This window comes from Salinigranum marinum, assembly GCF_024228675.1.
GTDB lineage: Archaea > Halobacteriota > Halobacteria > Halobacteriales > Haloferacaceae > Salinigranum > Salinigranum marinum.
On record NZ_CP100461.1, the window covers coordinates 3236757 to 3262654 of the forward strand.

28 protein-coding genes and 2 pseudogenes are annotated in these 25898 nt (G+C 69.0%); 18 read left to right on the plus strand and 12 right to left on the minus strand.

All coding sequences use genetic code 11. From position 1 onward, the window contains the following. Nucleotides 1-102: 102 nt before the first annotated feature. Nucleotides 103-1227 (minus strand): ORC1-type DNA replication protein, encoded by a 1125-nt coding sequence (locus NKJ07_RS16090; RefSeq protein ID WP_318567806.1) that lies wholly within the window; start codon nt 1225-1227, stop codon nt 103-105. Between the two features lie 193 nt (nt 1228-1420). On the opposite strand from NKJ07_RS16090, the gene NKJ07_RS16095 reads away from it, so the two are divergent. The 3 genes from NKJ07_RS16095 to NKJ07_RS16105 all read left to right on the plus strand — a co-directional run bounded on the left by NKJ07_RS16095 (nt 1421) and on the right by NKJ07_RS16105 (nt 3532). After that, nucleotides 1421-2746 (plus strand): hypothetical protein, encoded by a 1326-nt coding sequence (locus NKJ07_RS16095; RefSeq protein ID WP_318567807.1) that lies wholly within the window; start codon nt 1421-1423, stop codon nt 2744-2746. Between the two features lie 92 nt (nt 2747-2838). Next, complete coding sequence (locus NKJ07_RS16100; RefSeq protein WP_318567808.1) at nt 2839-3198, plus strand: ArsR/SmtB family transcription factor; 360 nt, start codon at nt 2839-2841, stop codon at nt 3196-3198. 1 nt (nt 3199) lies between these two features. Further along, nucleotides 3200-3532, plus strand: a complete 333-nt coding sequence (locus tag NKJ07_RS16105) for a DUF7521 family protein (protein WP_318567809.1) — start codon at nt 3200-3202, stop codon at nt 3530-3532. A gap of 36 nt (nt 3533-3568) precedes the next feature. Here NKJ07_RS16105 and NKJ07_RS16110 read toward each other — a convergent pair whose 3' ends face one another. Beyond that, nucleotides 3569-5539 (minus strand): MutS-related protein, encoded by a 1971-nt coding sequence (locus tag NKJ07_RS16110; protein WP_318567810.1) that lies wholly within the window; start codon nt 5537-5539, stop codon nt 3569-3571. 130 nt (nt 5540-5669) lie between these two features. Here NKJ07_RS16110 and larE point away from each other — a divergent pair, with 130 nt between their 5' ends. Next, nucleotides 5670-6554 carry an ATP-dependent sacrificial sulfur transferase LarE gene (gene larE / locus NKJ07_RS16115; RefSeq protein ID WP_318567811.1) on the plus strand — a complete coding sequence of 295 codons (885 nt, stop codon included), beginning with the start codon at nt 5670-5672 and terminating at the stop codon, nt 6552-6554. A 29-nt stretch (nt 6555-6583) separates the two neighbouring features. Here the strand turns inward: larE and NKJ07_RS16120 are convergent, their stop codons facing one another. Then, nucleotides 6584-7228, minus strand: coding sequence for a histidine phosphatase family protein (locus NKJ07_RS16120; RefSeq protein ID WP_318567812.1), 645 nt, complete (start codon nt 7226-7228; stop codon nt 6584-6586). Nucleotides 7229-7331: 103 nt separating this feature from the next. Here NKJ07_RS16120 and NKJ07_RS16125 point away from each other — a divergent pair, with 103 nt between their 5' ends. Then, nucleotides 7332-7814 (plus strand): SRPBCC domain-containing protein, encoded by a 483-nt coding sequence (locus NKJ07_RS16125; RefSeq protein ID WP_318567813.1) that lies wholly within the window; start codon nt 7332-7334, stop codon nt 7812-7814. 182 nt (nt 7815-7996) lie between these two features. Here NKJ07_RS16125 and tatC (NKJ07_RS16130) read toward each other — a convergent pair whose 3' ends face one another. Further along, nucleotides 7997-9406, minus strand: a complete 1410-nt coding sequence (gene tatC / locus NKJ07_RS16130; protein WP_318567814.1) for a twin-arginine translocase subunit TatC — start codon at nt 9404-9406, stop codon at nt 7997-7999. Nucleotides 9407-9512: 106 nt separating this feature from the next. Here tatC (NKJ07_RS16130) and tatC (NKJ07_RS16135) point away from each other — a divergent pair, with 106 nt between their 5' ends. The 4 genes from tatC (NKJ07_RS16135) to NKJ07_RS16150 all read left to right on the plus strand — a co-directional run bounded on the left by tatC (NKJ07_RS16135) (nt 9513) and on the right by NKJ07_RS16150 (nt 12990). Continuing rightward, nucleotides 9513-11684, plus strand: coding sequence for a twin-arginine translocase subunit TatC (gene tatC, locus NKJ07_RS16135; RefSeq protein WP_318567815.1), 2172 nt, complete (start codon nt 9513-9515; stop codon nt 11682-11684). 108 nt (nt 11685-11792) lie between these two features. Continuing rightward, complete coding sequence (locus NKJ07_RS16140; protein ID WP_318567816.1) at nt 11793-11966, plus strand: ribbon-helix-helix domain-containing protein; 174 nt, start codon at nt 11793-11795, stop codon at nt 11964-11966. Then, nucleotides 11959-12669, plus strand: coding sequence for a queuosine precursor transporter (locus NKJ07_RS16145; RefSeq protein ID WP_318567817.1), 711 nt, complete (start codon nt 11959-11961; stop codon nt 12667-12669). Before NKJ07_RS16140 ends, NKJ07_RS16145 begins: the two co-directional genes overlap by 8 nt. A gap of 108 nt (nt 12670-12777) precedes the next feature. Further along, nucleotides 12778-12990: a hypothetical protein gene (locus NKJ07_RS16150; protein WP_318567818.1), complete on the plus strand. Its 213-nt coding sequence runs from the start codon at nt 12778-12780 to the stop codon at nt 12988-12990. 82 nt (nt 12991-13072) lie between these two features. Here the strand turns inward: NKJ07_RS16150 and NKJ07_RS16155 are convergent, their stop codons facing one another. Beyond that, complete coding sequence (locus tag NKJ07_RS16155; RefSeq protein WP_318567819.1) at nt 13073-13852, minus strand: 23S rRNA (uridine(2552)-2'-O)-methyltransferase; 780 nt, start codon at nt 13850-13852, stop codon at nt 13073-13075. A 237-nt stretch (nt 13853-14089) separates the two neighbouring features. Here NKJ07_RS16155 and NKJ07_RS16160 point away from each other — a divergent pair, with 237 nt between their 5' ends. From NKJ07_RS16160 to NKJ07_RS16170, 3 genes are all read left to right on the plus strand, one after another. Next, a complete protein-coding gene (locus NKJ07_RS16160) occupies nt 14090-14548 on the plus strand; it encodes a hypothetical protein (protein WP_318567820.1) in 459 nt (152 codons plus the stop codon). Between the two features lie 141 nt (nt 14549-14689). Continuing rightward, on the plus strand, nt 14690-15328 hold the full coding sequence (locus NKJ07_RS16165; RefSeq protein WP_318567821.1) for a helix-turn-helix domain-containing protein: 639 nt from the start codon (nt 14690-14692) through the stop codon (nt 15326-15328). 97 nt (nt 15329-15425) lie between these two features. Continuing rightward, nucleotides 15426-15635: a hypothetical protein gene (locus NKJ07_RS16170; RefSeq protein ID WP_318567822.1), complete on the plus strand. Its 210-nt coding sequence runs from the start codon at nt 15426-15428 to the stop codon at nt 15633-15635. A 4-nt stretch (nt 15636-15639) separates the two neighbouring features. Here NKJ07_RS16170 and NKJ07_RS16175 read toward each other — a convergent pair whose 3' ends face one another. Beyond that, nucleotides 15640-16170 (minus strand): DUF4188 domain-containing protein, encoded by a 531-nt coding sequence (locus NKJ07_RS16175; protein WP_318567823.1) that lies wholly within the window; start codon nt 16168-16170, stop codon nt 15640-15642. Nucleotides 16171-16318: 148 nt separating this feature from the next. Between NKJ07_RS16175 and NKJ07_RS16180 the strand changes: the two genes are divergently transcribed. The 3 genes from NKJ07_RS16180 to NKJ07_RS16190 all read left to right on the plus strand — a co-directional run bounded on the left by NKJ07_RS16180 (nt 16319) and on the right by NKJ07_RS16190 (nt 17971). Next, a complete protein-coding gene (locus NKJ07_RS16180; protein WP_318567824.1) occupies nt 16319-17074 on the plus strand; it encodes a DNA polymerase sliding clamp in 756 nt (251 codons plus the stop codon). Nucleotides 17075-17192: 118 nt separating this feature from the next. Further along, nucleotides 17193-17414 (plus strand): DUF7317 family protein, encoded by a 222-nt coding sequence (locus NKJ07_RS16185; RefSeq protein WP_318567825.1) that lies wholly within the window; start codon nt 17193-17195, stop codon nt 17412-17414. Further along, nucleotides 17411-17971, plus strand: coding sequence for a PIN domain-containing protein (locus tag NKJ07_RS16190; RefSeq protein ID WP_318567826.1), 561 nt, complete (start codon nt 17411-17413; stop codon nt 17969-17971). The genes NKJ07_RS16185 and NKJ07_RS16190 overlap by 4 nt, the downstream gene beginning before the upstream one ends. Before the next feature lie 12 nt (nt 17972-17983). On the opposite strand, the gene NKJ07_RS16195 is transcribed toward NKJ07_RS16190, so the two are convergent. The 4 genes and pseudogenes from NKJ07_RS16195 to NKJ07_RS16210 form a co-directional block, all read right to left on the minus strand. Continuing rightward, on the minus strand, nt 17984-18748 hold the full coding sequence (locus tag NKJ07_RS16195; protein ID WP_318567827.1) for a sensor histidine kinase: 765 nt from the start codon (nt 18746-18748) through the stop codon (nt 17984-17986). Nucleotides 18749-18893: 145 nt separating this feature from the next. After that, nucleotides 18894-19415: pseudogene (locus NKJ07_RS16200) on the minus strand (histidine kinase N-terminal 7TM domain-containing protein); the annotation flags it as partial. A 231-nt stretch (nt 19416-19646) separates the two neighbouring features. Beyond that, nucleotides 19647-20981, minus strand: coding sequence for an MFS transporter (locus NKJ07_RS16205; RefSeq protein WP_318567828.1), 1335 nt, complete (start codon nt 20979-20981; stop codon nt 19647-19649). Nucleotides 20982-21033: 52 nt separating this feature from the next. Next, nucleotides 21034-21618: a DUF7474 family protein gene (locus NKJ07_RS16210; protein WP_318567829.1), complete on the minus strand. Its 585-nt coding sequence runs from the start codon at nt 21616-21618 to the stop codon at nt 21034-21036. A 364-nt stretch (nt 21619-21982) separates the two neighbouring features. Here NKJ07_RS16210 and NKJ07_RS16215 point away from each other — a divergent pair, with 364 nt between their 5' ends. Then, entirely contained in the window at nt 21983-23041 is a 1059-nt protein-coding gene (locus NKJ07_RS16215; RefSeq protein ID WP_318567830.1) for a DNA primase large subunit PriL, read from the plus strand. 104 nt (nt 23042-23145) lie between these two features. Here the strand turns inward: NKJ07_RS16215 and NKJ07_RS16220 are convergent, their stop codons facing one another. Further along, nucleotides 23146-23343: a DUF7472 family protein gene (locus tag NKJ07_RS16220; RefSeq protein WP_318567831.1), complete on the minus strand. Its 198-nt coding sequence runs from the start codon at nt 23341-23343 to the stop codon at nt 23146-23148. Between the two features lie 167 nt (nt 23344-23510). Between NKJ07_RS16220 and NKJ07_RS16225 the strand changes: the two genes are divergently transcribed. Further along, entirely contained in the window at nt 23511-24200 is a 690-nt protein-coding gene (locus NKJ07_RS16225) for an SWIM zinc finger family protein (RefSeq protein ID WP_318567832.1), read from the plus strand. A 124-nt stretch (nt 24201-24324) separates the two neighbouring features. Further along, nucleotides 24325-25223: pseudogene (locus tag NKJ07_RS24325) on the plus strand (alpha/beta fold hydrolase). Between the two features lie 7 nt (nt 25224-25230). On the opposite strand, the gene hjc reads toward NKJ07_RS24325, so the two are convergent. Further along, nucleotides 25231-25653: a Holliday junction resolvase Hjc gene (gene hjc, locus NKJ07_RS16240; RefSeq protein WP_318567835.1), complete on the minus strand. Its 423-nt coding sequence runs from the start codon at nt 25651-25653 to the stop codon at nt 25231-25233. Between the last annotated feature and the right edge of the window lie 245 nt (nt 25654-25898).

A 25898-nucleotide genomic window follows, 5' to 3' on the forward strand; every position in this document is an offset into this window, starting at 1 on the left:
CGGGACGCGGAGCGGCCCGCGCTGCTCGCCCCGCGTTCCTCGTCCATCGGCGGGGCCGCGAACGGAGCCGCGACCGCCGCGCCACCGTCCGCAATGCTGTCGTCACAGCCGCTCTCTGACCGCGTCGGCGTCGTACTCCAGCGTGAGCGACCGCGACCGCCCCCGGCCGTCGACGTCGGCGTACTCGGCGTCGATGAGCCCCAGCTGGTCGAGTTTGTTGACGATCTCGGAGTAGCGCGTGTAGCCGAGGTCGGTCTCTTCGTGAAAGGCGTCGTACACCGGGCCGGCCTGCTCGCCCGAGTGGTCGGCGATGACGCGCACGAGCGCCCGCTCGGACTCCGAGAGCCCGCGGAGCGACCGCGAGAGGTGGACGTACTTCGACTTGTCGTACGCGGCTTCGACGTCCCCGGCGTCGATGGTCCGGGAGGCGCGCATCTCGGCGTGGAGGCCAGCGCGGCGGAGCAGGTCGATTCCGACCCTGAGATCGCCGCTTTCGGCCGTCAGCTCGGCCACGCGGTCCAGCCCCGGTGCGTCGAGGACGCCGTCGTGGAACCCGCGTTTCGCCCGTTCGCCGAGGATGTCGGCGATCTCCGACTGGTCGTACCGGGGGAAGAACACCTCCTCGGGGCGGAACACCGACTGGACGCGGCCGTCGAGCTCCTCGATCACGTCCAGCGAGAGGTCCGACGAGATGACGATCACGCCGATCCGCGCGCCGGCGTGGGTCTCGTGCGCCCGCAACAGGGAGTAGAGCACGTCCGACGCCTCGTTCTCGTAGAAGAGGTAGTTCACGTCGTCGAGCGCGACCACGAGCACCTCGTCCGCTTCGACCAGGCGGTCGGTGATCTGCGAGAAGAGCTTCTTGAACGAGATTCCGGAGGAGGGCGGCTCGTACTCGAAGATGTCCTCGAACACTCTGGAGAAGACGGCGTATCTCGTGGAGTTCATCTGACAGTTCACGTGCACGACGCGCACGCTGGACTGCCCGCGGAGTTCGCCGAACAGCTTCTGGACCGCGGTCGTCTTCCCCGTTCCGGGGGGGCCACGGACGATCGTGTTCAGCGGGCGCGACCCTCGGACCGCGGGACGGAGCGCGTACTTCAGGCTCTCCAGTTGCGTCTCGCGGTGATCGAACGTCTCCGGGACGTAGTCGATCTCGAAGACGTGCTCGTCGCGGAACACCGTCTCGTCCCACGACAGCATCCCCTCCTCGGGGTCGTCCCTCATCACTTTCACCACGCTTCGGTGAGTACTTAATCGTTTGCCACAGGGTGCCGTAGTCGCCGTCGTGGTCGTCGTCGTCGCCCGGCGGACGGGGTCCGTGGTGCCGCGCCGGGGGAGGGTAGATGTACAAGAAGCTTTCGTCGGGTTGCGCCGGCGCGTGAGTCGTCGCCCCCACTGATACCGGACGGGATCGTAGATGATCGTAGCGATGGTTCCCGACGACACTCCCTCGACACGCGACCGAACACGCCGGGCCTTCCTCCGCACCGGGACCGGGATGCTGACGGCCGGCCTGGCCACGCTCACGGCCGGTTGTACCTCCGCGTTGCCGCCGCTCGGTGCCAGACAGCACTTCGGCCGCGTGAACGTCCCGCCCGCGGCCGATCCGACCTACCGGCGCTGGCTTCCCGCTCCGGGCTCGATCGACGGCTTCGACGCACCCGAGTACCGGTTCCTCCTCCGCCAGCCGACCGAACTCGACTATCCGGCCCCGGTGCGGTTCACCACCCCGCGGAAACGGCTCGTCGCCGATCTCGACTACCTCGGCGTCGGCTACGCGGATTACGACCGCCTCCTGCGGACGCCGTTCGGAACCGTCCTCGACGGCGGGTTCGATCCGGCGGCCGTCAGGGCAACCCTCGACGAGACCGGCTACCGACGCGACGGGAGTTACGCCGGGTACGACGTGTTCGCCCGGGCCGACGCCCCGCGGCGAGCGGTGCTGGTCGACGGGGCGGTCGTCTGGGCGAGCAACCGCGTCCACGACCACCCGACCGTCGCCGCGCTCGTCGACGCCCACGAGGGGAACCTCCCGCGGTACCACGAGGAACGCGAGGCGTTCGAGCGAGTGACCGACGCGATCGGCGAGAGCCGGATGGTCGAGCACATCCCTCCGAACGACGTGCGGACGTGGACGAGCGCCGAGGGCTTTCGCTTCGACGGCGACACCGCCTACCACGTGCGGACGTTCTGCTACCCCGAGGGGGAGACACCGCCCGAGGACGAACTCCGACGACGGAGCAAGACGGGCACTGTCCTCACCCGGGAGGTCGAGGACACCGACTTCCGGATCGACGGGCGCCTGGTCACCGTCGAGGGCCGGATCCCGCCGGGCGAGGGGGTCCAGCCCTCGGCGGTCGACCCCTCGTATCCGCCCCACGTCACGTGGGGCTCCCGTCGTGGTTCGGAGACGGTGCGCATCCGCCACGAGGCAGGCGAGTCGGTCGCCGCCACCGACCTCGCCCTCTCGTTCGACGTGGCCCGCGCCGACGGCCGGTGGTCGGACCCGGTCCGGCGACTACTCTCGACGGACCTCGACCGGGTCACCCCAGGCGACGCGGTGACGGTCGACGTCAGCGACGTCCCCGAGGTCACCGTGATTCGGCCGGCGGACGTCGACCCCGAGGTCGACGACCCGTACGCGAACGGCGACTCCCGTCCGGCGACGCGGCTGGAGCTCAGGTTCGCGCCCGACACCGTGGGGCGGACCCTGTTCAGCGTCGAGCTGGGGGCGGGACGGTGACCGTCGCGGTCGGCGGGGTTCACGGCGTGCGCCGGCGGCCGACGGACCGGGAGGTGTGGGAGCCGTCGGCGGGCGATTTATTTCGCCGTGTCATGAGTGACGAACCCGTGGCGGAGCAGCCGGATCTCTCGACCGTCGTCGGCCTACTCGACGACGAGCACGTCCGGTCGATACTGACCGAGACGAGCGCCGAACCGCTGTCGGCGGCCGAGCTCGCGGAGCGGTGTGGCGTGTCCGACTCCGCGATCTACCGCCGGGTGGAGCGCCTCGTCGCCGCCGACCTGCTCTCCGAGCAGACGCGGCCGCGGAGCGACGGCCACCACGACACGGTGTACGTGGCGGCGCTCGAACGGTTCGAGCTCTCGGTCCGCAACGGCGACCTCGACTGGACGGTCGAGCGGGGAGAGACCGACGTCGCAGACGAACTGACGCGCCTCTGGGGGAAGTTCTGAGATGCTCGGGAACGGGTCGTTCGTGGGTCTGCTCGCGGGTGCGGCGGCGACCGGATCGGCGGCCGTCGGCCTCTACATCGGCTACCAGGCGTACCGCGGCCTCCGCCGCAACGACGAGCCGGCGATGCGATATCTCTCCGTCGGGATGGTCCTCCTGTTCGGCGTCACCTATCTGCTGGCGATCGTCGGCCAGGGGATGATCGCGTTCCACGTCGCCCCGCTGTCGTTCCAGGACGTCTTCCGGCTCCTCGTCCGCCTGCTCCAGCTCGCGGGGCTCGTGCTCATCGCCTACTCGCTCCGCGTGGCCGCGCGTGGCCGCGCGACCGGCAACTGAGGCCGGACATCCGAATTCGAGCCCAGAAACGCTCCGTCAGAACTTCTCCAGCAGTCGCGCGTAGAAGCCGGTGTCGTCCTCGCCGGCGAGTTTCTCGACGATCAACTCGGGCGTCGACCGGGCGAGACGGTCTTTCACCGGCGAGCGGTTCACCACCAGTTCGCCGTCTTCGAGGCCGACCGCCTCGATCCCGTCGACCGCCACCGCAAAGCCCGCGGCGTCGCGGATCTCGCCGGCGAGGTGCGAGACGAACACCCCCGTCGCGTCCTGCGCGTCGAGGGCTTCGAGGATGCCGGCGATGATCTTCGCGGAGGCACCCGGCTCGGTGATTGATTCGAGTTCGTCGACCAGGACGAGGCGATCGGACGCGCCGTCGACGACACCCGCGAAGTCGCGGAGCGTCGACTCGAACGCGCCCGCGTCGAGCGTCCCTTGGGACTTGGCGTAGTAGTGGAGCTCGGAGACGCGGTCCAGTCGGACCCGCTCGGCGGGGACGGGAAACCCCATGTGGGCGAGGACGACGACGAGTGCGACCAGATCCAGCGTCGATGTCTTCCCACCGGAGTTCACCCCCGACAGGAGCGTCACGCCCTCGACGGCGTAGTCGACGGGGTCGACCGACTCGAAGGGCACGTCCAGGAGGAGAGAACGGCCGCCCTCGATCTCGAACCCCTCGCCCCCGAACTCGGGAACGACGCAGTCGAAGTCGTCGGCGAACCGAGCGACCGCGAGTTCGACGTCGAGTTCGAGCGCGTCTCTCACCAGGGTCTCGACCGGCGCGCGGAGGTCGGACAGCTCCGCGGCGAGGTCGCGCTTCAGCCGTTCGGCCCGCTGGTCACGGGCGGCGGTCAGTTCGGTCCTGAGTCGGGAGACCGCCTCGTCCCGACGGCCGACCGGGAAGGTCGGGTCGCCGCCGAAGACGCGCCGCCCGAGTTCGGTCTCTCCCGCGTCGAGGTCGAGTGCGTCGACGAGGTGGTCGCGGGCGGCGTCGACGGCGTCGTCGTACTCGTCGGCCAACTCCCTCGACAGGAGCGAGTCGATGCGGGCACCCTGTTCGACCAGCGAGAGGAAGTCCGTCCCCTCGATGGTGACGTCGCGCTCGCGGATCGCCTCCCGGAGGCGGTCGTTGGCGACGGACTCGGCCGTCGACACCGCGGCGTCGAGGTCGTCGACAGCGCGGACGAGGCGGTCGAGGTCGGCGTCGCCGACGGGGGTACCGTCGTCGTCTAGCCGTGAAAGCGCCTCACGGAGGCGGCCGAGGTCACACGGCGGGTCGACGCCCGCGACCTCGTGGACGTCGGCCGCCGCGAGGATCGGACCGCGGTTGGCCGCGAAGAAGGCGAGCACGCGTTCGGGGACGATCTCGTCGGCCTGCTCGATCGCGTCCGGGCGGACGCGCACGTCGCCCGTGACGTCGACGCCTGCAAACGTCTCGTCCAGAGCGACGACGGTCGAGTACGACCGGGCGAGTTCGGCGAGGCCGCGCGCGTCGTCAACGACCTCGACGGAGAGTTCGGGGAAGGCCTCTTTCGCCTCGGTGTACCGCTCCGCGTCGACGGTCGCGAGACAGCGCTCGCGGACCCGGACGGCCGGCGGTGACCGGAGGGGTCGAACTCCGCCGAGCGCGGCGCGGACCGTCTCGTCTGCGGATTGTTCGACCGCGCGGTCGACGAACGCTCGGACCTCGTCGATCCGGGAGGCCGACGCAGTGGGGAAGAACGTCTCGACGCGCTTGCCGGCGTACGCCGTGACCGTCCGCTCCTTGAGGAGACCGAGGACGCCCCGATACACCTCGGTCGCGCGGTCGGTCGCCAGAAAGCCGCCGTCGTCGCCGTGGTCGTGACGGATGGCCGCCCGCGCGATGCTGGCGGCGCGACCCTCGGAGATGCCGGGGGCCTCGGCGAGCGTGGCGACATCGCCGGCGCGGAGCGCCCCCTCGGGGTCGTCGAGTTCCGTCAGCGCCGCCGCCGTCTTCTCGCCGATCCCCGAGATAGCCGTCAGGTCCATTCGGGTGTGGCTATCGCGCCGGCCGACAAAACCTTGCGGGTCGGTTCGGTGCCGTCCGCTCCGCCGCGCTACGGAGGCGACGGACTGCCGAGTCGCGCCGCTTTTGCCCCTCGACCAGGTACGGGGTGGCATGACGACGGCCACGACGACAGCGAAGGCCGACGGGGTCCGGGACGCGCTCGCGGAGCGGTCGGGCGTCCTGGTCGCCTTCTCGGGCGGTGTCGACTCCAGTGTCGTCGCCGCGCTCGCGCACGACGCCCTCGGCGACGACGCCGTCGCGTGCACCGCCAAGAGCGAGACGCTCCCGGACGCGGAACTGGACGAGGCGCGCCGAGTCGCAAGCGAGATCGGCATCCGCCACGAGGTCGTCGAGTTCTCCGAACTCGACAACCCCGACTTCGTGCAGAACGACGGCGACCGCTGTTACCACTGCCGGACGATGCGGCTCGGGCGGATGTACGACGTCGCCCGCGACCTCGGCATCGAGACGGTCTGCGACGGGACGAACGCCTCCGACCCCGGTGAGGGACACCGGCCCGGACTCCGGGCGGTCGAGGAACTGGAGGTGTTCTCCCCGCTTCTCACCCACGACATCACCAAAGCAGAGGTGCGCGACCTCGCCGAGTCGTACGGGCTCTCGGTGGCCGACAAGCCCGCGATGGCCTGTCTCTCCTCGCGGATTCCCACGGGGATCGAGGTCACGGAGGAGCGACTCACCCGCGTCGAGCGCGCGGAGTCGCTCCTGCGCGAGTGGGGCTTTTCCCAGTTCCGCGTCCGCGACCACGACGGCCTCGCCCGGGTCGAGGTCGGGGTCGACGAGCTGGAGCGAGCGCTCGACCCCGAGTTCGCCCGTGCGGCACACGAACACCTCTCGGAGATCGGGTTCGATCACGTGACGCTCGACCTCGCCGGCTACCGGACGGGGAGCGTGAGCCCCGGCGGCGACGAGGCCGACGACCCCGACGAACCGCTCGTCGAGGACGTCTTCGAACGGGGCTATCCGCTCGACGAGTGACTCTTTAGCCGTCGGTCGAACCGACTCGACTACGCGACCGTCTCCGAGTCGACCGTGAGCGACTCGGGGAGGTGGCTGGTGTCGTTCTGGCGCACGACGCGTGGCTCGGACGCGACGATCTCGTTGATCGCGCAGTTGTCCTGATCGATCTCGAGGATCGAGTCGACGACGTCGTACCCTCGTATCGAGCCGACGAGCAGCCGGATCGGCCCGCCGTGTGCGACGACGACGACCGTCTCGTCCGGCGTCAGGTCGGCGTGGAGCCGTTCCCACGCGGCGAGGACGCGGTCGCGTGACTCGATCACCGTCTCGCCGCTGTCAGGCCGGGCGGTCGCCGCCGCGACACCCGACTGCCCGAGCGCGTACTCGGGGTGGTCGCCGAACAGGTCGGTCACGGAGAGCCCCTGCATGCATCCGAAGTCGCGTTCGCGCCACCCCTCGTCCGTCTCCAGGTCGACGCCGGTCGCCCGTGCGACGTGCCGCGCGGTCTCTACGGCCCGCCTGAGGTCCGACGAAACGAGTCGGCCGACGTCGGCCGTCGACGCGAGCGCGGCACCGAGCGCCGCCGCCTGGTCGTGTCCTCGGTCCGTGAGCGGCGTTGGCGCCCACCCCTGAACGCGCCCGCTCCGGTTCCACGTCGTCTCTCCGTGTCGAGCGAGAAGTACCGTCGCCATGGACGGTCTACATCGCGTGGATGAATGAGCATTGCCGTGGTCGCGCGCATCGACTCGCCGACCAGACGGCACGTTCACGTCCTGAGACGGCGTTCGTTCCGGTATGGAACTCACGACGCACGTCGAGATCGACGCGCCACCCGAACGAGTCTGGACCGTCCTCACCGACTTCGACCGCTACCACGAGTGGAACCCGTTCATGCGAGTCGGCGGGCGTGCGAACGAGGACGCGCGGCTCCACGTGGAACTGTTCCCGCCGGGGTCCCGCGCGACCCGCTTCCGCCCGACGGTGACGCGGGCAGAGCCGAACCGGGAACTCCGCTGGCTCGGTCATCTCTGGACGACCGGCCTCTTCGACGGCGAACACCGGTTCGTGCTCGACCCGCTCGACGGCGGGACCAGAACCTCTCTGACCCACGCGGAGTCGGTGTCAGGAGTTCTCACGCCGCTCGCCTGGCGGCTCGTGGGGGATGCGACCGGTCGCGGCTTCGAGGCGATGAACGCGGCGCTGAAGGGTCGCGTCGAGTCGATGGTCGGCGACGTGGACGAGGGGGTCGACGAACGACGAACCGAGTCTACTCACTGACCGGCCTACCGATCGGCGTCGGGGCGAACAGGCGACACGGGTCGTGCCGCAGAGCGGTGTGTCGCACGACCGCTGACGCTCCACGGTGACGGTCAGTTCACGCGACGGGGTGGCCGCGGGATCGAATATAAAGCCTCGCCCGTTCCGGCCGGTCGCGGTGTCGCCCGAACGGTGCCGTAGCGTCACCGGTTGACCCACCGCAACAACAGGAGCGTCCCCTCGAACAGCACGATCATGGTCGCGGCGATGATGATCGGTGCCATCCCCGTCGGATCCGGCGAGACGAGGAAGGAGACACCGAGGAAGCCACCCCAGAACAGCAGGCGCTTCTCGGTGAGCCACCGTCGCGTGACGAGGTTCATCATGATCGCGAGCATGATGAAAAGCGGGATCTGGAAGACGAGCGCCATGTAACCCATCAGGACGAGGATGAGGCCGAACGTCTCCTTGAGTCCGAACGCGATGACGGCGGTGCCGATGGTGTAGGAGGTGAAGTACGCGAAGATGGCGGGGAGGACGACGAAGTGGGCGAACGCGACGCCGACGAACGCGAGGATCAGACTCGTCGGAACGGCGGCGAGGTAGTACTTCCGCTCTTTGGGGTAGAGTCCGGGACGCATGAACCGATACGTCTGGTAGACGAAGACGGGGAGGCCGACGACGAACCCGGCGAGGCCGGCGACTTTGAACTCGGTGAGGATGAGTTCGAGCGGGCCGTACAGCCGCGGCCTCCGGGACTCGATCGTCGTCGCCCCGGGGATGTGCGAGTTCCACAGGAAGTTGACGAGGTCGTCGGCGATGGGGAAGACGACGACGGCGACGACGCCGGCGAGGATGAAGACGATCCCCAACCGGCGAACCATCTCCTCGATGTGGTCCGCCAGCGGCATCTCAACGTCGGAGTCCGGACCGTCGAAGACGCCGTCGTCGTCGAACGACTGCCCAGAGGCTGACACCGAGTCAGCGAAGTCGCCGCTCACGGTCGGACTCCCGTCGACGTCCGGCGACTCCATGACGGCCGCCCCGGAGTCGGACGACGTCGTGGTGGCCGCCGTGTCGCTGTTCGCCGCTTCGTCGCCCTGGCCGACAGTGCCGTCGACGCGAGCGGCGTCGGTGTCGACGAACCCTCCGGACGGATCGGGATCCTGCTCGGCTGGCTCGGCCGGCTCGCTCTCGACAGTCGTCTCGGCCCCGTCGTCCGTGTCGGCGTCGGCCGCGGTTCCATCGCTCACTGACGATCCGAACTCGAACTCCGAGGTGGCGGCCTCCGTGCCGTCGATGTCGACGTCGCCGCTCCCGTCCGCCGGTGTTCCGTCTTCGACTCGATCGCCGACCGCGGCCTCGAACCGGTCGGCTCCCGTTGCGTCGGGGTCGGTTCCGGTGTCCCCGTCGGCGCTCTCGCTCGCCGGCTCATCGGCTTCGCTCTCGTCCCCCGATTCGACACCGCCGGTTTCGACTACGGCGTCGGAGTCGGGGTCGTCACCGCGTGTAACGTCCGGCGACGAGTCGGCTGTCGCCTCGGACTCGGCGTCCGCTGCGACGTCCGTGTTGTCACCGGATCGAGACCCGCGCGGCTCCGGATCGTCAGCCATTCGTTCGGAATAGGCCACCCGGCCATTATAGGCCTTTTTCCATCGGCTCACCGAGAACGAGTCACGATGAAAAAGGTTGATAACGACTAACCGACTCCCATCACGTATGTCTAGCGCGCTCGACGAGGACACCCGCCGGACCATCGCACAGGGCCGGGAGACGGCGGGTGCGATGCTGCGAGCGGCGCAGAAGGACATGCAGAAGGTGTTCATCGTCTTCCTCGTCGGCTTCCTGGGGACGTTCTACGCGCTCCGGCTGTACGTCTGGGACTTCTTCAAGGGCATCACCGAGGCGAAGATGAACTCGCTCACGGCCGAGAGCGTCGAGATCATCGCCCAGACGCCGTTCGACGTCATCCTCCTCCAGGCGAAGATCGGCCTCGTCGTCGGGATCATCTTCGCCGTGCCCCCGTTCCTCTACTTCTCTCGTGACGCGCTGCGGGCCCGCGACCTCTGGCCGCAGTCGCCGGTCCCGGTGTGGAAACTCGTCGTCCTCCTCCTCGGGATGGTCGTGCTGTTCGCCCTCGGGGTCGCGTACGGCTACCTCGTCTTCTTCCCCTTCACGTTCGCCTTCCTCGCGAACAACGCCATCGCGGCGGGGTTCGCCCCGACGTACTCAATCGTCAAGTGGGCGCAGTTCATCTTCCTCCTCACCGTCTCGTTCGGTTTCGCCACCCAGCTCCCGCTGGTGATGACCGGGCTGTCGTACGCCGAGATCGTCCCCTACGAGACGTTCCGGGACAAATGGCGGCACGCCATCGCCGGCATCTTCCTCGCCGGCGCGCTGTTCACTCCGCCGGACCCATTCACGCAGGTGCTGTGGGCGATGCCCGTCATCGTGTTGTACGGGTTCTCGCTGTACCTCGCACGAGTCGTCGTGACCGCCCGCCGCGGGTCGGACCGACTCGACCTCCGCCGGACGCTCACGACCCGCTGGAACCTCCTTGCCGGGGCGGCCGTCGTCGGCGGACTCGCACTCTACGCCTTCTTCTCGTACGGGGGCGTCGCGGTGGCGAACGACCTCCTCGTCGCCCTCGGCTCCGACTACCGGGCCGTCGCCCCGGGACCGACGCTCCTGTACGGCTACGCCGCCGTCGCGGGGGTGCTCGGTGGCGTGCTCGCCGCGATGTACTTCGTCTACGTCGACATCATCGCGCTCGCGGGGAGCGCCACCCCCGGCACGATCGGCGACCCGGCGGACATCGACGTCGGCGCACTCGACGCGACGGGCGTACGGGCGGCCCCACCGGAAGCGTTCGCCGCGATGGAGGAGAACGAGGCGCTCCGCCTGTCGAGCGAGGCGATGCAGGAGGGTGACAAGCAGAAAGCCCGCGCCATCCTCGATCGGTTCGACGCCGCCGAGGCCGACCGGGAGGGCGGTGAGGCCGCGGAAGCCGAGGGCCCCCAGGACCCGGTCGAGGACGTCACGGACCGGACCGAGCGGGCGACCGGCACGTTCCTCTCGGAACTCACGGAGGGCGAGAAAGACGAGGACGACGTCGGCGGCTACTACGACGAGATCGTGTTCGTCTTCGACTCCATCACCTCCAAGTCGTTCCGCATCGCCGCCGTTTTCGGGATCACGCTCGCGGCGGTGTTCGGCTGGCTCTACACGGGCGGCATGGGCGACGTCTTCGACCAGTTCCTCTCGCAACTCCCCGCGCAGGTGACGCCCGACGAGAACGTCACCGTCGTCGCGCTCCACCCGATGGAGGCGCTGATCTTCGAGGTGAAGTTCTCGACCCTGATCGCCGCGCTCGTGACGCTCCCGGTGATCGCGTACTACGCGTGGCCCGCACTGCGCGAGCGCAACATCGTCCGTCACCGCCGCCGGGCGGTGTTCGGCTGGGCCGGCGCGCTCACCGCCGGGCTCCTCGGCGGGTTCGCCCTCGGCTACGGCTACGTCGCCCCCACGATCATCTCCTTCCTCGTCGCCGACGCGGTCCAGTCGAACATGATCATCGCCTACCGCATCACCAACTTCTTCTGGCTCATCTTCTTCACGACGGCTGGAATCGGCCTCCTCGCCGACGTCCCCGTCCTGATGGTGCTTCTGAACACCGCCGGCGTGAGCTACCGGACGATGCGCGACCGCTGGCGGGAGGTCACGGTCGGGATCCTCACGATCGCCGCGCTGTTTACCCCCGCGGACGTCATCACGATGTTCCTCGTCACGGTCCCGCTGATGGCCGCCTACGGCGCCGGCCTCGGGATCCTGTTCGTCATCACGCTGGGCGGCCGGCGCAACCTCGCCAAGCCACGGACGGCGGACGTGTGAGCCGTCGTGATCGCCAGAGCGCGCGACCCGCTGTTACGACCCCGACACGCCGCCCGACCCGTTCCCCGGTCTGAAAAGGCGTAAGTATTCGCGTGAGAACCCCCGAGTATGACCAAGATAAGCGTGGAGATCCCCGACGAACTCCTCGCGGACCTCGACGAACACGTCGGCGACGACAAGAAGTTCGTCAACCGCTCGGACGCGATCCGCGCGTCGATCAGGAAGACGCTCGACACCCTCGACGAGATCGACAGACGCCACGGCCGACTCGACGATGAGTAGGCGCGAGATCGGTCGGATCGCGCTGGTCGCGCTGTTCGTCACCGCGCTCGTCACCGCCCAGCTGACGGCGTCGAAGGTGCTCGCGATCCCGCTCCCGACCGGGCTTCCGGTCGTCGGTGCGACCGTGTTCCTCCCCGGGGCGGCGCTGGCGTACGCGCTCACGTTCTTCGCCTCGGACTGTTACGCGGAACTGTACGGGCGACGCGAGACGCAGGTGCTCGTCAACGTCGGCCTCGCGATGAACTTCGTCCTCCTCGCGTTGGTGTGGAGCACCATCCTCGCGCCCGCGGCCCCGACCAGCGTCGACCCCGACCAGTTCGCCACGGTGCTCGGGTCGAGCACGAACATCGTCGTCGGGAGCCTCCTGGCGTACGTCGTCAGCCAGAACTGGGACGTCCTCGTCTTCCACGCGCTCCGCGAGCGTACGAACGGGCGATATCTGTGGCTCCGCAACATCGGCTCGACGGCGACCTCCCAGGCGCTCGACACGGTCATCTTCGTCTCCGTCGCCTTCCTCGTCGCGCCGACGCTCCTCGGCACGGGCCAACCACTCGACGTGGCGGTCGTCCTCGCGCTGATCGTCGGGCAGTACCTCCTAAAACTGCTCATCGCGCTCATCGACACCCCGTTCGTCTACGCGGTGGTGCGGTTCGTGGACGACGACAGGGTGGCGGGGTCGACTAACCCCTGGGCGGTCGAGTGACTCCCGTCGCGTCGCCCTGTGGCCCCGTCAGGTGATCGAATCGGGTCTCGGCCGTCGTGTCGCCACACAGTCGTCCTAGTTTATGAACAGTGCTACCGTAGGCCACGTATGACCGACCGCCATCGGATCCGTCTCTCCGAACGCGACGCGATGGAAGGCGGGGTACGGTGTCCGAACTGCGGGAGCTACACCTCCTTCGTCGACATCCTCGCGACCGAACGGTGTCGGGGGGCGTGGACGGCCGCCTGCGGGACGCGGCTGTCGCTCGATCTCGTCGTCGAACACGGCACCGGGACGGTCGACGTGGACGTCGACGGGTAGCCGGTTCTCGATACCGACTCCGGATGCGTCTCTGTAACTCCTGGCAGTCCCGGGAGCGTCGGGAGCGTGGACGGCGTTCCGATCAGTCGATCCGTTCGGCGAAGCCGAACCGTGGTTTCACGTCCGTCACGCGCACTCGAAGCGTCTCGCCCGCCGTCGCCCCGTCGACGAACAGGGTAAAGCCCTCAACCTTGGCGACGCCGTCGCCCTCGCTCCCGACGTCCTCGATGTCGACCTCGAGTTCGTCGCCGGCGCGGACGGGTGCGGTGATGCGGTGCTTGCCGACGAGGTACTGCTCGGAGGAGGCGTCCCGGGAGGCGTCGGGACGGATCGAGCGGACGTACTGGAACTCGGCGTCCATCTCGTCTCTGAGCGCGGCCACGTCGGGGCCGTCGAACACCTTCACCGCGAGGTCGCCGCCGGTCGCGAGCAGTTCCAGGGCGGTCTCGAACGCCTGTCGTGCGAGGTAGACCGAGCGGGCGTGGTCCAGCGAGTACTCGCCGGTCATGTTCGGTGCCATGTCCGAGACGACGGCGTCGGCGCCCTCCTCGCCGACGAGTTCGGTGATCCGCGTGCGCGTCTCTTCGTCGGTCATGTCGCCGCGGATCGTCTCGACGACGTGGTCGTGGTCGACGTCCAGCGGCTCGATCCGCTGGAGGTCGACGCCGACGACCCGGCCCTGGGGGCCGACGGCCTCGGCGGCGACCTGCAGCCACCCACCCGGGGCGGCCCCGAGGTCGACGACCGTGTTGCCGGGGCCGAACAGCCCCGCGTCGGCGTCGAGCTGTTTGAGCTTGTACGCCGACCGGGCGCGGTAGCCCTCCTGTTTCGCCTTGTTGTAGTACTTGTCTTTACTCGTCATACGGACTCCCTCGACTTTTCGACGTCTCCCGCGGGGAAACTGCGGACGAATCTGCGTTCATATCCCATCGGACGCCGTCGACCCGGAAAGGCACATCGGATAGCGCCGGTCGACCCGTCACGTGCGTCGCCCTGGCACCGTCTCACACCGTCGTCCTCGCTTCCGACGCGCGGACGGCGACGCGTAAACCCAACATGTTGGGCAAACGCTGACGGACACGGCCACCGACCGCCACGTATGGAACTCGGAGACCACCTGCCGGTCGAATTGTCGACGACCGATACGAACCTGACACCCGCGTTCTACCTGTTCGTCGCCGTTCCGACTGTTCTCGGTGCGGCCCACCACGTCGATCACATCATCCGCGGCAACCACGTCGGGTGGCCGATCACCCCCGAGGTCAACCCGTTTACGTACAGCCTCGCGATCTATCCGCTGCTCGCGCTCAGCCTCCTCCTGTCGCTGACGAAGCGCGTCGACGCCCGGTACTGGGCTGGTTTCTTCGCGTTCAGCGCCGCGATGCTCGCGTACTTCCACATCAGCCCGTGGGCCGTCGAACCGCCACGGGACGTGATGGTCCCGTACGAGAACCCGCTCGTCGGCTATCTCGCCTTTGCGATCGTCCTCGCGCTCATCGGCTCGGTCGTCGTCGGATCGGCGTACGGGGTCGCCCTGTGGTACCGGAGCGACTCGTGAACCCGGACCCCCGCCCAGCATGGCCACACGCCACCCCGCATGACACCGTTCGACTGGCTCGATGCTTTTGGCCGCTCGGCTCTAACGCTGGGGTACGATGGCGATGCAGCGACACCACCCTTCGTCACGGGACCCCCGGCCGTGATCCGCGCCCGCTTCCGCATGGAGATCGACGACGACGTCTGGGTCACTGCGGTCTCGACGTCCTTTCCGGAGGCGACGCTGCGGCTGTTGACCGGGGTTCCCCGGGGCGACCGCGCGCTGGAACTGGGAGAGATCAGAGCCGACGACCCCGAGCGGGTCGCCGCCGCGGTTCGGCGTCACCCGGACGTCTCGAACCACGAGACGGTCTACGTCGACGACCGGCGACTCATCGCTCACTACGAAGCCGCCGAGCAGGGGCTGTACGAGTTCCTCTGGGAGTCGACGCTCCCGCCGGAGTTTCCCGTCGTCGTCCGGAACGGAACGATGGAGTTCGGTCTGACGGCCACCCGGGAACAGTTCGACGCGTTCGGGACGGCCCTCGACGACAGCGGCCGCCAGTACGAACTCCTGACGCTCGTCCACACCGACGACACCGACGACACCGACCGGCTGCTCACCGAGCGCCAACGCGAGGGCGTGGCCGCGGCTCAGCGACACGGCTACTTCGAGGTCCCGCGGGAGTGTACGCTCGCCGAACTGGCCGACGAACTCGCTGTCGACACGTCGACGGCGAGCGAGACGATCCGCCGCGCAACCGCCCGCATCGTCGGTCAGTACCTGCTGAACCGGGGCTGAGTGCCGGCCGAACGGCAGGTTCGCCGCGAGGCCCTGCCCGTCACGGCCCTCGCCGCTCGGCTACCGGCTGTCCAGTCGCGTCGGGAGGTGACGCCGCGTGAACTCGAGCCCCCTGTGGCGACGGGGGACGCAGCGGTTCGCCCATCTCGCCCTCGCAGTCGCGATCGGGGCCTTCGTCTACTCCCCGCTGCGGACGGTGCCCGAGGCGGTCCTCGTCGTCCAGGTACTGGTGTTTCCCCTCCTGGTCGTGTCCGGCCTCCTCATGTGGCGGGGCGCACGGCTCCGGCGGTGGCGTCGCGCTCGCTGAGCCGTCACTCGTCGGTCACGACCGTCCCCGACTCGGTGACGGCCGCATCCTCCCCGCTGCTCCGCCCGAGTCGTCCCGCGGCCGTCTCCTCGCGACCGGACGCCGGAATCAACTCCGCGACGTCCCCGAGGCCGTACGGCGGCATGTTGTTGTAGACCGCCTCGTACTCGTCCTCGCGGACGAGAAACGTCTCGTGCCAGATGCCGACGTCGTCGGTGCTCCCGAACTCCTGGTTGTACCGCTGCCACGCCGGGAGATGTTCGCCGTCCGGATCGCGGGCGTACTCGCGCAGGTCCTCGAACGACCGCCAGTACTGCGTCATCGTCACGTGACGAACGCCGAAGTCCGTCTGATACCCGAGCAAGCCGCTTTCGGGGTCGGCTTCCAACTCGGACAGCATGCGGGGCATCGCGAGGAACACCGGAAGCCACCTGTGGACCTTCCAGAGCGCGTTGGCCCGCATCCCGATCCGAAAGACCACGAAATCGCCGTCGACATCGGCAGTGACCCGTTCGGGAATCACCTCTGACATCATACGTCACTGCCAATCCGTGTCTCCAGCGCAATACCTCTTTGCACGCGTGCAACTTTGACGGACGTCCCGCCGACGGACGGCCAACCCTGGCGCTCCGGAAACACGGAATCAGGAGTATTTTTAAGACCGCTGTCGTACCTCAGCGTATATGTTCAACGCCATCGTGAGCGCCGCGACGCTCCGGGACGCGCTCGACGCCGTGAGCGTTCTCGTCGAGGAGTGCAAGATCCGCTTGAACGACGACGGGCTCGCTATCCGCGCGGTCGATCCGGCTAACGTCGGGATGGTCGATCTCCACCTGGAGGCCGCCGCGTTCGAGTCGTACGAGGCCGACGGCGGCGTCATCGGCGTCAACCTCAAACGGCTCGAAGAGATCGCGAAGATGGCGAACGCCGACGACCTCGTTCATCTCGAACTCAACGAGGAGACGCGGAAGCTCCACATCCAGATCGACACCGCCGACTCGCAGCTCTCGTACACCCTGGCGCTCATCGATCCCGACTCCATCCGGAAGGAGCCGGACATCCCCGACCTCGACCTGCCCGCCGGCATCGTCCTCGAAGGCGCACAGCTCGACCGCGGGATCAAGGCCGCGGACATGGTGTCGGACCACATCTCCCTCCGGGTCGACGAGGACGACGAGACGTTCCACATCGAGGCCGAAGGCGACACCGACGACGTCGACCTCACGCTCACGAAGGCCGACCTCATCTCCCTCTCCCCGGGCCCCGCCAGTTCGCTGTTCTCGCTGGACTACCTCAAGGACATGAACAAGGCCATCCCGAAGGACGCCGAGGTGACGGTCGAACTCGGTGAGGAGTTCCCGGTCAAACTCCACTACGGGATCGCCGAGGGGCAGGGCCAGATCACCTACATGCTCGCCCCGCGCATCCAGAGCGACTGAACCGAACCGGGCCGAACTGGTCTTCTCCCGAGCGTCGCCGTCGCCAGCGCCCCCGTCGGGCGGACGCCTCCGATCCGAACCGTACTTTCATGCCCGGGGGGTGAGTACCCCCCGGAGAATGTCAGACTCGGTGTCGACGGAGACGGACGAGCGACTCGCCGCGGCCGTCGGTCAGTACGCGCTCGGCGAGCTGACGATGGGGCAGGCGGCCGAGCGCGCGGGGCTGTCGCGGTTCGAGCTGCGGTCGACGCTCCGCGCGTCGAGTGTCGAACTCCGTGTGGGAAGCGACGACCACGAAACCGCGGTCGGCGAACTCGACGTCGTTCGGGCAGTCGGATGAGCCCCGAGCCCGAGCCGACGAACGGGTCGGCGGCGACGTACGACCGACTCTACCTCGATACGACCGTGCTCGCCAGCCTCGCGAGCGTCGACCTCGTCGGGATCGTCCCGGCGACGATCGCCAACCCGCGGACCTCGTACGCGGTCAGGGGTGAACTCGACGCGGGCGTCGCCGCCGGCGACGACTCGCTCACGCGGGCGCTCGCGCGGTTGCGGGATCCGCTTGACGTCGGGGGCGAGCCCGGGATCGCCGTCGCGGGGTCGCTCGTCCGCCAGCGAAAGCCCGAACTGCTCGACCGGCTCGCGACGAGCGACGCCTCGGTCCTGTATCAGGCGTGGGCCGCCGACACGCCGCTTGCGACCGACGACCGCGACGTCCGCGCGGTCGCCGCCAGCTACGGCGTCCCCGTCACCGGATCGCTCGGGATCGTGGCACACGCGGTCGAACGAGGAGAGCTGTCGGCGGAGGCGGCCGACGACGCACTGGCGACGTGGCGCACCGATGGGCAGACCGTCCCCGTCGACAGCGTCGCCGACCTCCTCCCGGCCGACGGCTGAGCGCGCACGGCCTCAGAATCGGAACCGAACGGTCGTCCCACTGTCTCTTTCCGTCTCGAAGCTGACATCCGCACCGAGCCACCGGCTCCCCCACTGAACGATCCACAGGCCGAGCCCGCTGCCGTGGCTCAGCGGCGTCTCCTCCCCGTCGTCGACGACGGCGAGTTCGTGGTCCGGGATCCCGGGGCCGTCGTCGCGCACCTCGACGACGACCCCCTCACTCGCCACGTCGCCGCCGTCGGCGGTCGCGGCACGCGCCGACACGCGGACCCACGGCGAGGGATCGTCGTTGTGCTCGACGGCGTTCTCGACGACCGTCCCGAGCACCGTTTTGAGCACCCGCACGTTCGTTTCGAGCGTCAGGTGCGGGGGGATGTCGATCTCGACTTCGACCTCGCTGTCGACGTCAGGGGACACGACGTCTGCGACTATCTCGTCGACGACGTCGCCGAGCGAGACCGTCGTCGCCGCGTCGGACGCCGACTGCATCATTGATTCGAGCGCGCGCGCCTTCTCGCCGAGGTCGGCGAGCGCCTCGGAGCGCGATTCGATCTTCCGTGCCAGCCGGGCCTCCTCGTCCGGCAACGACTCCGCGAGCACGTCGGCATAACCCATGACGACCGTCATCTCGTTGCGGAGGTTGTGCCGGAGGACGCGGTTGAGCACTTCGAGGCGCTGCCGGCGGGCCTCGCGGTCGGTCACGTCGTGGAACGCGACGGTCCGCCCGACGGCGCGGCCGCGCGGGTCGTCGGCGCCGGACGAGACGACCTCCAGCATCCGCCGACGGTCGTCGGTGGTGACGATGGCGACGCCGACGCCGAGGTCCTTGATGGCCGTCCGTCGCCCCCCGGTAGCTCGTCGCCGGGACGAGGTCGAACAGGTCGAATCGGAACAGGGCGTAGCCGAACGTCAGCCCCGTCACTGCGAGCGCCATCGGGGTGAAGTCGACGGGGGCTAGCGGGCCGAGGGCGAACGTTCGCTTGACGTGGGCGACGGTCGGCACCGTCGAACCCACGACGAGCGCGACCGTCTGATCGCGGTACAGCGACCCCTGGGAGACGAGCGTCCCGATCAACAGTGCCATCCCGGCACCGACGAGCACGTAGCCGTAGGCGGCGTGTACGAAGTGCTAGGGTCCGGGGTCGTACATCACGGTGGCCGCACCGAGCGTCGGAACGACCCGGTAGGTTGTCCACATGAGCGGCCGAAGCGTCGGTAGCGCGACCACGAGAAGCGTGGCGGTCGGGAACAGCATGATGACGGCGACGTTTCGGCGGGAGAGATACCCCGACCGGCCGGTGTAGCCGAGCGCGAACGCCAGCCACGCCGGGGCGATGAGCGCCTTCCCGACTTCGATCGGCACCTCGAACGCGAGCCGCCACCCCGGATCGAATACCCCGACCGCGACCGCGTACGAGAGCGACCAAACGGTCGCCCCGATCATCAACACCGCGAACGCTACCGCTCCGGGTTCATCTCGCCCGTACCAGGCCTACGTAGCGAGCGCGAGCGACGTGCCGCGGCCAGCAGGGAGCCGAAGACCAGCGGCGACGCGCCCGGAAACATACGCCGGCGGTCGTCCTCCATACGCAAAAATACACGTTGAAGTGACAGTCCGTTTCAAATTACTGTCTCCCGGCCCGGCCGCCGCAGGCGAGCGAGGCGCGCGGTCGTCTCAGACGGACACCGCGGGTGTCGTGTCGGCGGCCGCTCGCGCGAGGATGAGGACGATGGGGACGAGGATGACCGCGCCGATCACGAACGGCCACCAGAACCCGACGACGTAGAGCGCGGCCATCGCGGGCGGGCCGACCGTACGGCCCAGGCTCCCGGCACCCTGTGTGACGCCGAACGCGTTGCCCTGCCGGTCGGCGCTCGCCGCCGTTGAGACCAGCGTCGAGAGCGAGACGTTCAGCAGACTGTTGCCGAACGAGAGGAGCGCGCCGTCGACGAGGAGGACGAGCAGTTCCCGCGTGAACCACGTGGGTCCCCCGAGCGGCGGGAGCAGTCGCCCCACGTCGGGCGAGAACGGCAACAGTGCCAGTGCGACGAGGAGCGCGAGCGCACCGACGACGGCGAGTCGGGACTCGGCGTAGCGCGTCGAGAGCCGACCGACGAGGACGCCCTGATTGATCGCCCCGAGGAACCCGATGTACGTGAGGAAGAAGGCCGTCTGGGTCGCATCGTAGCCGTAGACGTCGGCCGCGAAGGGGATGAACATCACCTGCACGCCGGAGAACGCGAGCGAGAGCAAAAAGAAGGCCACGACGAAGCCGCGGAGCCGGAGATCGGCGAGCGCCTCGACGAACCCGCCGACGAGCGTCACGCGCTGTGCGGTCCCGCGGGTGCGCGCCGGCTCGGGGAGAAAGAACGCCGCCGAGAGGAGGGCGAGAAGGCTGAGCACCGCGGCACCGAACGACGGCAACGAGAACCGGGTGGCCGGGATCGCCGCGGGAACCAGGCCGCGCACACCGGAAACGACGGCGTCGCTCGCGAGGAGCCCCCCGATCGCGGGGCCGAAGATGAAGCCGAGGCTGAAGGCGGCACCGATGAGCCCCAGCGAGGCGGCACGTCTGTCGACCGGCGTCACGTCCGCGACGTACGCTTGTGCCGTCGCGATGTTGCCGCCCATCGCTCCGGCGAGCATCCGCGAGGCGAACAGCGTCGCGACGCCCGCGACGAGTCCGAAGCCGGCGAGCACCTCGCCGGCGAGCCCGAAGACGGTCCAGGCGACGACGCTCCCCGCGAGCGACAGCATCAGGACGGGACGGCGTCCCCGAGAGTCGGAGAGTCGGCCGAGAAGCGGGGCGAAGACGAACTGCATGAGCGAGTACGACGCCGCGAGCAACCCGATGAACACGTCGCTGACGCCGAAGCTCCGGACGTAAAACGGGAGGATCGGAATGACGACGCCGAACCCCACGAGGTCTAAGAAGACGACGAAGACGACGGTGGCGAGCGCGCGGCGCGGCGTCGTGAGCCTCGCCGTCGCCGACTCGGGGGATGCCATATCGGTTCGGAGCAGCGGTGGCCGCTTCGGCCTGTCGGTCCGTGATCAGTAGTCAGCCCCGGTGGCGGTCGATGACGCGTTTCGCCGACTGCGCCTTCTCCTTCCAGCCGTAGCCGGCCTCATAAACGTGGCGTTTCTCCTCGACGAGGGCCGCGGGCGAGGCCTCCTCGAAGCCGCCGCGGTCCCACGTTCCGCTCTCGCGGAGCCAGGTCACGACGCTCTCTTTCGTCTCCGGCCACGAGAGCCCGACCATCTCGTACCAGGCGATCATCGCGAACACCGCGTTGTCGTGACAGCCCGGGACCGACCCGTACTGGTAGATCGTCCGCAAGGGTTCGACCGTCGGCTCGGAGACCTCTTCGCGGTACTCGGTGGCCGTCCGGAGGCGGAGCACGCCGTTGCGTTGCGTCACGCGCTCTTCGTGTTTGAGCTGTCGGAGGCCGGCCTCGTGAAGCGCCGACCAGTCGATCGCTGCACGGAGGTCGTCCTCTCTGACCGGCGACGCCGACAGCCGCGAGAGGACGTCGATGTAGGCGCGTTCCACCTCGGCCCACGACCTCCCCTCGAACCGGCAGTCGGTCCCGTGGAGGCTGTTCGTGCTTCGACAGCCCGGACACGGGTAGCTGAAACGCGGCACGGACGCCGGTTGGCGTCGCGCCGTAATATGTCCCGTGGTCGGCGGTGTCGGCAGCCCGTGACAGCTGGTCGACGGTGTCGGCAGCCCGTGACAGCTGGTCGATAGTGTCGGTGGCACGTGAGGACCGTCCCGATGGCGAACAGGCGGTACCCGGCGGCTCGGTTCCGGCGGGCGGCGTACCGCACGACTGCGACCCACCCGCCGGCGACGTTCACAGCACGCCACGGGCTGGGCGCGGCACCGTACTTGAACGTTCGTGACGGCATCCCGGGAGGACGCCGGTGGGGTCCGTTTACCCCGCCGAGACGACGCAGGGACCGCCGGACCGCCGTGTTTATTCGGCACGCCACGCAACCCGTAGCCGATGGCAACGGAGGTCCGTCACGCCCGGTATCCGTTCTTCACCGCGGCCAGAGAGGCCGTCCGAGAGGCGGACCTGTCGCTCCCGGCGCTCGTCGCCCGCGACGCGCCGGCGGTCGACAGGGCGCGCGAACGGGTCGAGCGCGCGCTCACGAGCGGGACGACCGCACCCGAAGACCCCGAGCAGTGGGATCCCCACGACGACCTGCTCTCGTACCCGATCGCCCGCATCCTGGTGTCGCTTCTGGACGACGGCGCGGCCGTCGAGAAGTACGCGGCGGCGGAGGCGTCGACGGCGGCCGAGCGGTTCGAGACGGACTACGAGGCCGACGACGACGGCCTGCGGAGCGTCGAGCGCGTCCAGGTGTCACGGCGGGAGGTGTTCGACGAGTTCGAGGTCGACGCCGATCCCGAGCGCGGCGCGGGACGGCGCGGCAACGACTGGTACCGGCTCCCGGTCGTGACGTATCTCTCCCTCGCCGACCCCGACTGGGGCGACGAGTGGCGGCTCGTCAACCGCGAACTGATCGACGGCCGCGTCCGCGTCCGCCAGTCCGAACTCGACCGCCTCGTCGAGGAGGCGGTCCACAGGCGGGTCGCCGACGGCCTCCCGTTCGACGTCCGCGAGCGCAACCCCGCGCTGGCCGAGGCGCTCGAACCGGCGGTCGCGTCCGTCCGGCAGCTCCTCTCTGCGGGACACGCCCCCGCGTCGGGACCCGACGTCGTCGAGCCGTCGCTGTTCCCGCCGTGTGTGACTGCTCTCCTCGACCGTGCTCGAAACGGCGAAGAGCTCTCGCCGGAGTCGCGTTTCGCGCTCACGGCCTTCCTGGTTGCGCTCGACCTCGACGTCGAGACGATCGCGTCGATCGCGGGGCTCGACGTCGAGACGACGACGGCGCAGGTGGAGTACCTCCGCGACCGCGAGGGAACGCAGTACCCGTCGCCGTCGTGTGCGACGATGCAGGCGTACGGCGACTGCGTGAACCGCGACGAGCGCTGCGAACGCATCACACACCCGCTGTCGTACTACAGCGACGCGGTCGAATCGGTCGGGACCGAGTGATCGGTCGATCGGTCCGACCACTCGAACGGGTCTTCGTCACCTGAACGGTGCTGGAAAACGGAACCGCGAGGACGACGCGGTAGGACGATCGAGACGGTCGACGCCTACTGGGAGAGGAAGACGCCGATACCGGCCATCAGGAGGACGAACAGCACGATGCTTCCGACGAGCGCGAGACCGCCGGTGCTCCCGAGGCCGCCGTCGTCGAACGTCACGCCGATGCCGACGATGACGCCGATGAAGACGGCGACGGCGGCGATGGAGACCAGGATTTTCCGACGCATCTCCGCTTCGATGGCCATTGTCTGCTGTCGCTTCCCCCGACGGTCTGAAAAGTGCTTCGAAGCGGGTGCGAACGCCCGATATCGCCGTCCGGATCCGCCGCTTCGCCACCCCGAGACGAAGCTTTAGGTCCGTTCGGCACCTTCTAGCGAACGAAGACGCGGTCGACCGACCGCCCCTACCAATCATGACGCACCCTGCACACACACCCGCGTCACAGCACCAGCGACTTCCACCCGACGCGGCCACGGGACGCGCCCTCCGGGCCCGTACCGAGCCGATGACCGTTCGCCCGCTGCGCGACCGCCGGTACGTCGTCGAGACCGACGGCGGGACGTACGTCGTCGACGTCGAGCGGCGCACCTGTACCTGCCCGGACCACGCCATCCGCGGCGTTCGCTGCAAACACCTCCGTCGCGTCGCCATCGAGATCACCGAGGGCTGCGTCCCCGCACCGCACGAACGGCCGGCCGTCTGTGCCGTCTGTGGGCGCGAGACGTTTGTCCCGCTCGACGCGGCCGGCCCACAGCTGTGCGACCGGCACGCGTTCATCCCCGGTGACGTGGTCACCGACCGTGAAACCGGTTCCACGCTCGTCGTCGTCGCCACCACCGGCCGCCGCGCGGACGCGGTCGAGACCCGCGAGGGTCGACTCGTCGCCGATTACGAGACCAACCGACGGTACGGCCGACACGAACCGGTCGTCGACGCCGTCTACCTCGACGACCGTCCGCCGCGGCGTCGGTACCGCTTCCCCGCCTCGCGCCTGCGGCCGATTCCGGGTGCGCCCCGCCTGCCGATGGCCGACCTCCCGGGCGAGGACAGCGCCGGTACGGGCACGGACACCGCCCTCGCCCGATCCGAGTCGGTCGCCTGAGTCCGACCACGATCCGGGTGTGGCCCACCGCGCTCGCGGGCCCATCAGCGGTAGCCCGCGGCTTCGTCGCTCGCGCGACTGGCCATCCCGGTTTAATCCGCTTCGGAGCCTCTCTCTCTTCCCGATGAGCCCCACCGCCGCGCAATCGACCGCCCCGGTCGCCGACCCGCCGTGGCTCGACCGCACGCAGTTCCCGTTCGACTCGCGGTTCCTCGCGCTCCCCGAGGGACGCGTCCACTACGTCGACGAGGGTCCCACGGGGCCGACGCTCCTCTGTCTGCACGGCAACCCGACGTGGTCGTTCCTCTACCGCGAGGTGATCGCGTCGCTCTCGGAGCAGGTGCGGGTCGTCGCGCCCGACTTCATCGGCTTCGGGCTCTCGGAGAAACCGGCCGCATTCTCGTATCTGCCGCGCGATCACGCGCGCGTCCTCGACCGACTCGTCGACGAACTCGGACTCGACGACGTCGTTTTTCTCGTCCACGACTGGGGGGCCCGATCGGGATCGACTGGGCGACGCGCCACCCCGACCAGGTTCGGGTCGTCGTCGTGACGAACTCGTGGCTGTGGCCGAACGACTCGGCACGGATCCGCCGGTTCAGCCGACTCCTCGGGGGGGCGGCCGGCCGCGAAGCCGTCCTCCGGTTCAACGCGTTCGCCCGCGCGGTCGTCCCGCTCGCATTCGCCGACCGCTCGCGGCTCTCTCGCCCGGTCCACCGGCACTACGTCGCGCCGCTCTCGACGCCCGACGAACGCAAGGCGTCGTGGGTGTTCCCCCGCGAACTCGTCGGGTCGAGCGCGTGGCTCGGCGACCTGTGGGAACGACGGGATGCGCTCGCCGACACGCCGATGCTCCTGGTCTGGGGTCCCGACGACCCCGCGTTCGGTGACGAACTGGACCGGTGGCGGCGGACGTTCCCCCGCGCCCGAACGGTCACGTTCGCCGACTGCGGGCACTACGTGGCCGAGGAGCGTGGCCGCGCACTCGCCGCCGCGGTCGAGGGCTTCCTCGCGACGCTCTGATCCTCGCTCAGAGGTCGTCGAGCGTCGTCTTCTGTGAGCGACCGACGAACTCGTCGAAGTCCTCGCCGTCGGCGAGGGCCGTCTCTTTCTTCACCCGGTAGTTGCCGCCGTCGGTCGTGTAGAGGTCGCCCGGGTGGAAGAAGTACCAGTCCTCGCGGTCGAACCGGACGGCGATCCGCGCCTTGGCACCGAAGTTCTGTGCGAAGTAGACCAGCGCCTCGACCTCCTCGCCGGTGAGGTAGATGGGGTCGCCGGCGCTCGCTTTCGCCTCGATGGCGTAGAAGACCTCGCCGTTGCCGGCAAGCACGTCGGGGAGTTCGCGGGTCGTCGCGCTGCCGGAAGCGGGGGCGCGCATCACGGCGAAGCCGGCCTCGTCGAGCGCGTTGACGAGTTCGCGCTCCCTGCGGTCGCCTTTCCGGTTCGAGGACATCGTCCGAGTTCGTCGTCGGGCAGACTTAAATGAGGCGACCCGTGGCGGTCTCGGTCCGTTCTCGCCGTCTTCGAGGCCACTCCTGACGCGATCCCCGCAGCCACCGGTTCACGGTGAAACGCCTCGTCGCTCCCCAGCCGTCTCGTTCGCTCGGTCGCCCCTCGCGCGCCGCCCGCCTTCGGATCGGTTCGGTTCGGATCGAATCGCGGTGCGGTGGCGCGTGGCGTCGCGGATGCCGGTTCGCG

What these genes read in the sequence shown, in the direction of transcription:
- NKJ07_RS16090 (WP_318567806.1), bottom strand. Translation starts at nt 1,227, where the DNA reads ATGAGGGACGACCCCGAGGAGGGGATGCTGTCGTGGGACGAGACGGTG.
- NKJ07_RS16095 (WP_318567807.1), top strand. Translation starts at nt 1,421, where the DNA reads ATGATCGTAGCGATGGTTCCCGACGACACTCCCTCGACACGCGACCGA.
- NKJ07_RS16100 (WP_318567808.1), top strand. Translation starts at nt 2,839, where the DNA reads ATGAGTGACGAACCCGTGGCGGAGCAGCCGGATCTCTCGACCGTCGTC.
- NKJ07_RS16105 (WP_318567809.1), top strand. Translation starts at nt 3,200, where the DNA reads ATGCTCGGGAACGGGTCGTTCGTGGGTCTGCTCGCGGGTGCGGCGGCG.
- NKJ07_RS16110 (WP_318567810.1), bottom strand. Translation starts at nt 5,539, where the DNA reads ATGGACCTGACGGCTATCTCGGGGATCGGCGAGAAGACGGCGGCGGCG.
- larE (WP_318567811.1), top strand. Translation starts at nt 5,670, where the DNA reads ATGACGACGGCCACGACGACAGCGAAGGCCGACGGGGTCCGGGACGCG.
- NKJ07_RS16120 (WP_318567812.1), bottom strand. Translation starts at nt 7,228, where the DNA reads ATGGCGACGGTACTTCTCGCTCGACACGGAGAGACGACGTGGAACCGG.
- NKJ07_RS16125 (WP_318567813.1), top strand. Translation starts at nt 7,332, where the DNA reads ATGGAACTCACGACGCACGTCGAGATCGACGCGCCACCCGAACGAGTC.
- tatC (WP_318567814.1), bottom strand. Translation starts at nt 9,406, where the DNA reads ATGGCTGACGATCCGGAGCCGCGCGGGTCTCGATCCGGTGACAACACG.
- tatC (WP_318567815.1), top strand. Translation starts at nt 9,513, where the DNA reads ATGTCTAGCGCGCTCGACGAGGACACCCGCCGGACCATCGCACAGGGC.
- NKJ07_RS16140 (WP_318567816.1), top strand. Translation starts at nt 11,793, where the DNA reads ATGACCAAGATAAGCGTGGAGATCCCCGACGAACTCCTCGCGGACCTC.
- NKJ07_RS16145 (WP_318567817.1), top strand. Translation starts at nt 11,959, where the DNA reads ATGAGTAGGCGCGAGATCGGTCGGATCGCGCTGGTCGCGCTGTTCGTC.
- NKJ07_RS16150 (WP_318567818.1), top strand. Translation starts at nt 12,778, where the DNA reads ATGACCGACCGCCATCGGATCCGTCTCTCCGAACGCGACGCGATGGAA.
- NKJ07_RS16155 (WP_318567819.1), bottom strand. Translation starts at nt 13,852, where the DNA reads ATGACGAGTAAAGACAAGTACTACAACAAGGCGAAACAGGAGGGCTAC.
- NKJ07_RS16160 (WP_318567820.1), top strand. Translation starts at nt 14,090, where the DNA reads ATGGAACTCGGAGACCACCTGCCGGTCGAATTGTCGACGACCGATACG.
- NKJ07_RS16175 (WP_318567823.1), bottom strand. Translation starts at nt 16,170, where the DNA reads ATGATGTCAGAGGTGATTCCCGAACGGGTCACTGCCGATGTCGACGGC.
- NKJ07_RS16180 (WP_318567824.1), top strand. Translation starts at nt 16,319, where the DNA reads ATGTTCAACGCCATCGTGAGCGCCGCGACGCTCCGGGACGCGCTCGAC.
- NKJ07_RS16185 (WP_318567825.1), top strand. Translation starts at nt 17,193, where the DNA reads ATGTCAGACTCGGTGTCGACGGAGACGGACGAGCGACTCGCCGCGGCC.
- NKJ07_RS16190 (WP_318567826.1), top strand. Translation starts at nt 17,411, where the DNA reads ATGAGCCCCGAGCCCGAGCCGACGAACGGGTCGGCGGCGACGTACGAC.
- NKJ07_RS16195 (WP_318567827.1), bottom strand. Translation starts at nt 18,748, where the DNA reads ATGCTGGAGGTCGTCTCGTCCGGCGCCGACGACCCGCGCGGCCGCGCC.
- NKJ07_RS16205 (WP_318567828.1), bottom strand. Translation starts at nt 20,981, where the DNA reads ATGGCATCCCCCGAGTCGGCGACGGCGAGGCTCACGACGCCGCGCCGC.
- NKJ07_RS16215 (WP_318567830.1), top strand. Translation starts at nt 21,983, where the DNA reads ATGGCAACGGAGGTCCGTCACGCCCGGTATCCGTTCTTCACCGCGGCC.
- NKJ07_RS16220 (WP_318567831.1), bottom strand. Translation starts at nt 23,343, where the DNA reads ATGGCCATCGAAGCGGAGATGCGTCGGAAAATCCTGGTCTCCATCGCC.
- NKJ07_RS16225 (WP_318567832.1), top strand. Translation starts at nt 23,511, where the DNA reads ATGACGCACCCTGCACACACACCCGCGTCACAGCACCAGCGACTTCCA.
- hjc (WP_318567835.1), bottom strand. Translation starts at nt 25,653, where the DNA reads ATGTCCTCGAACCGGAAAGGCGACCGCAGGGAGCGCGAACTCGTCAAC.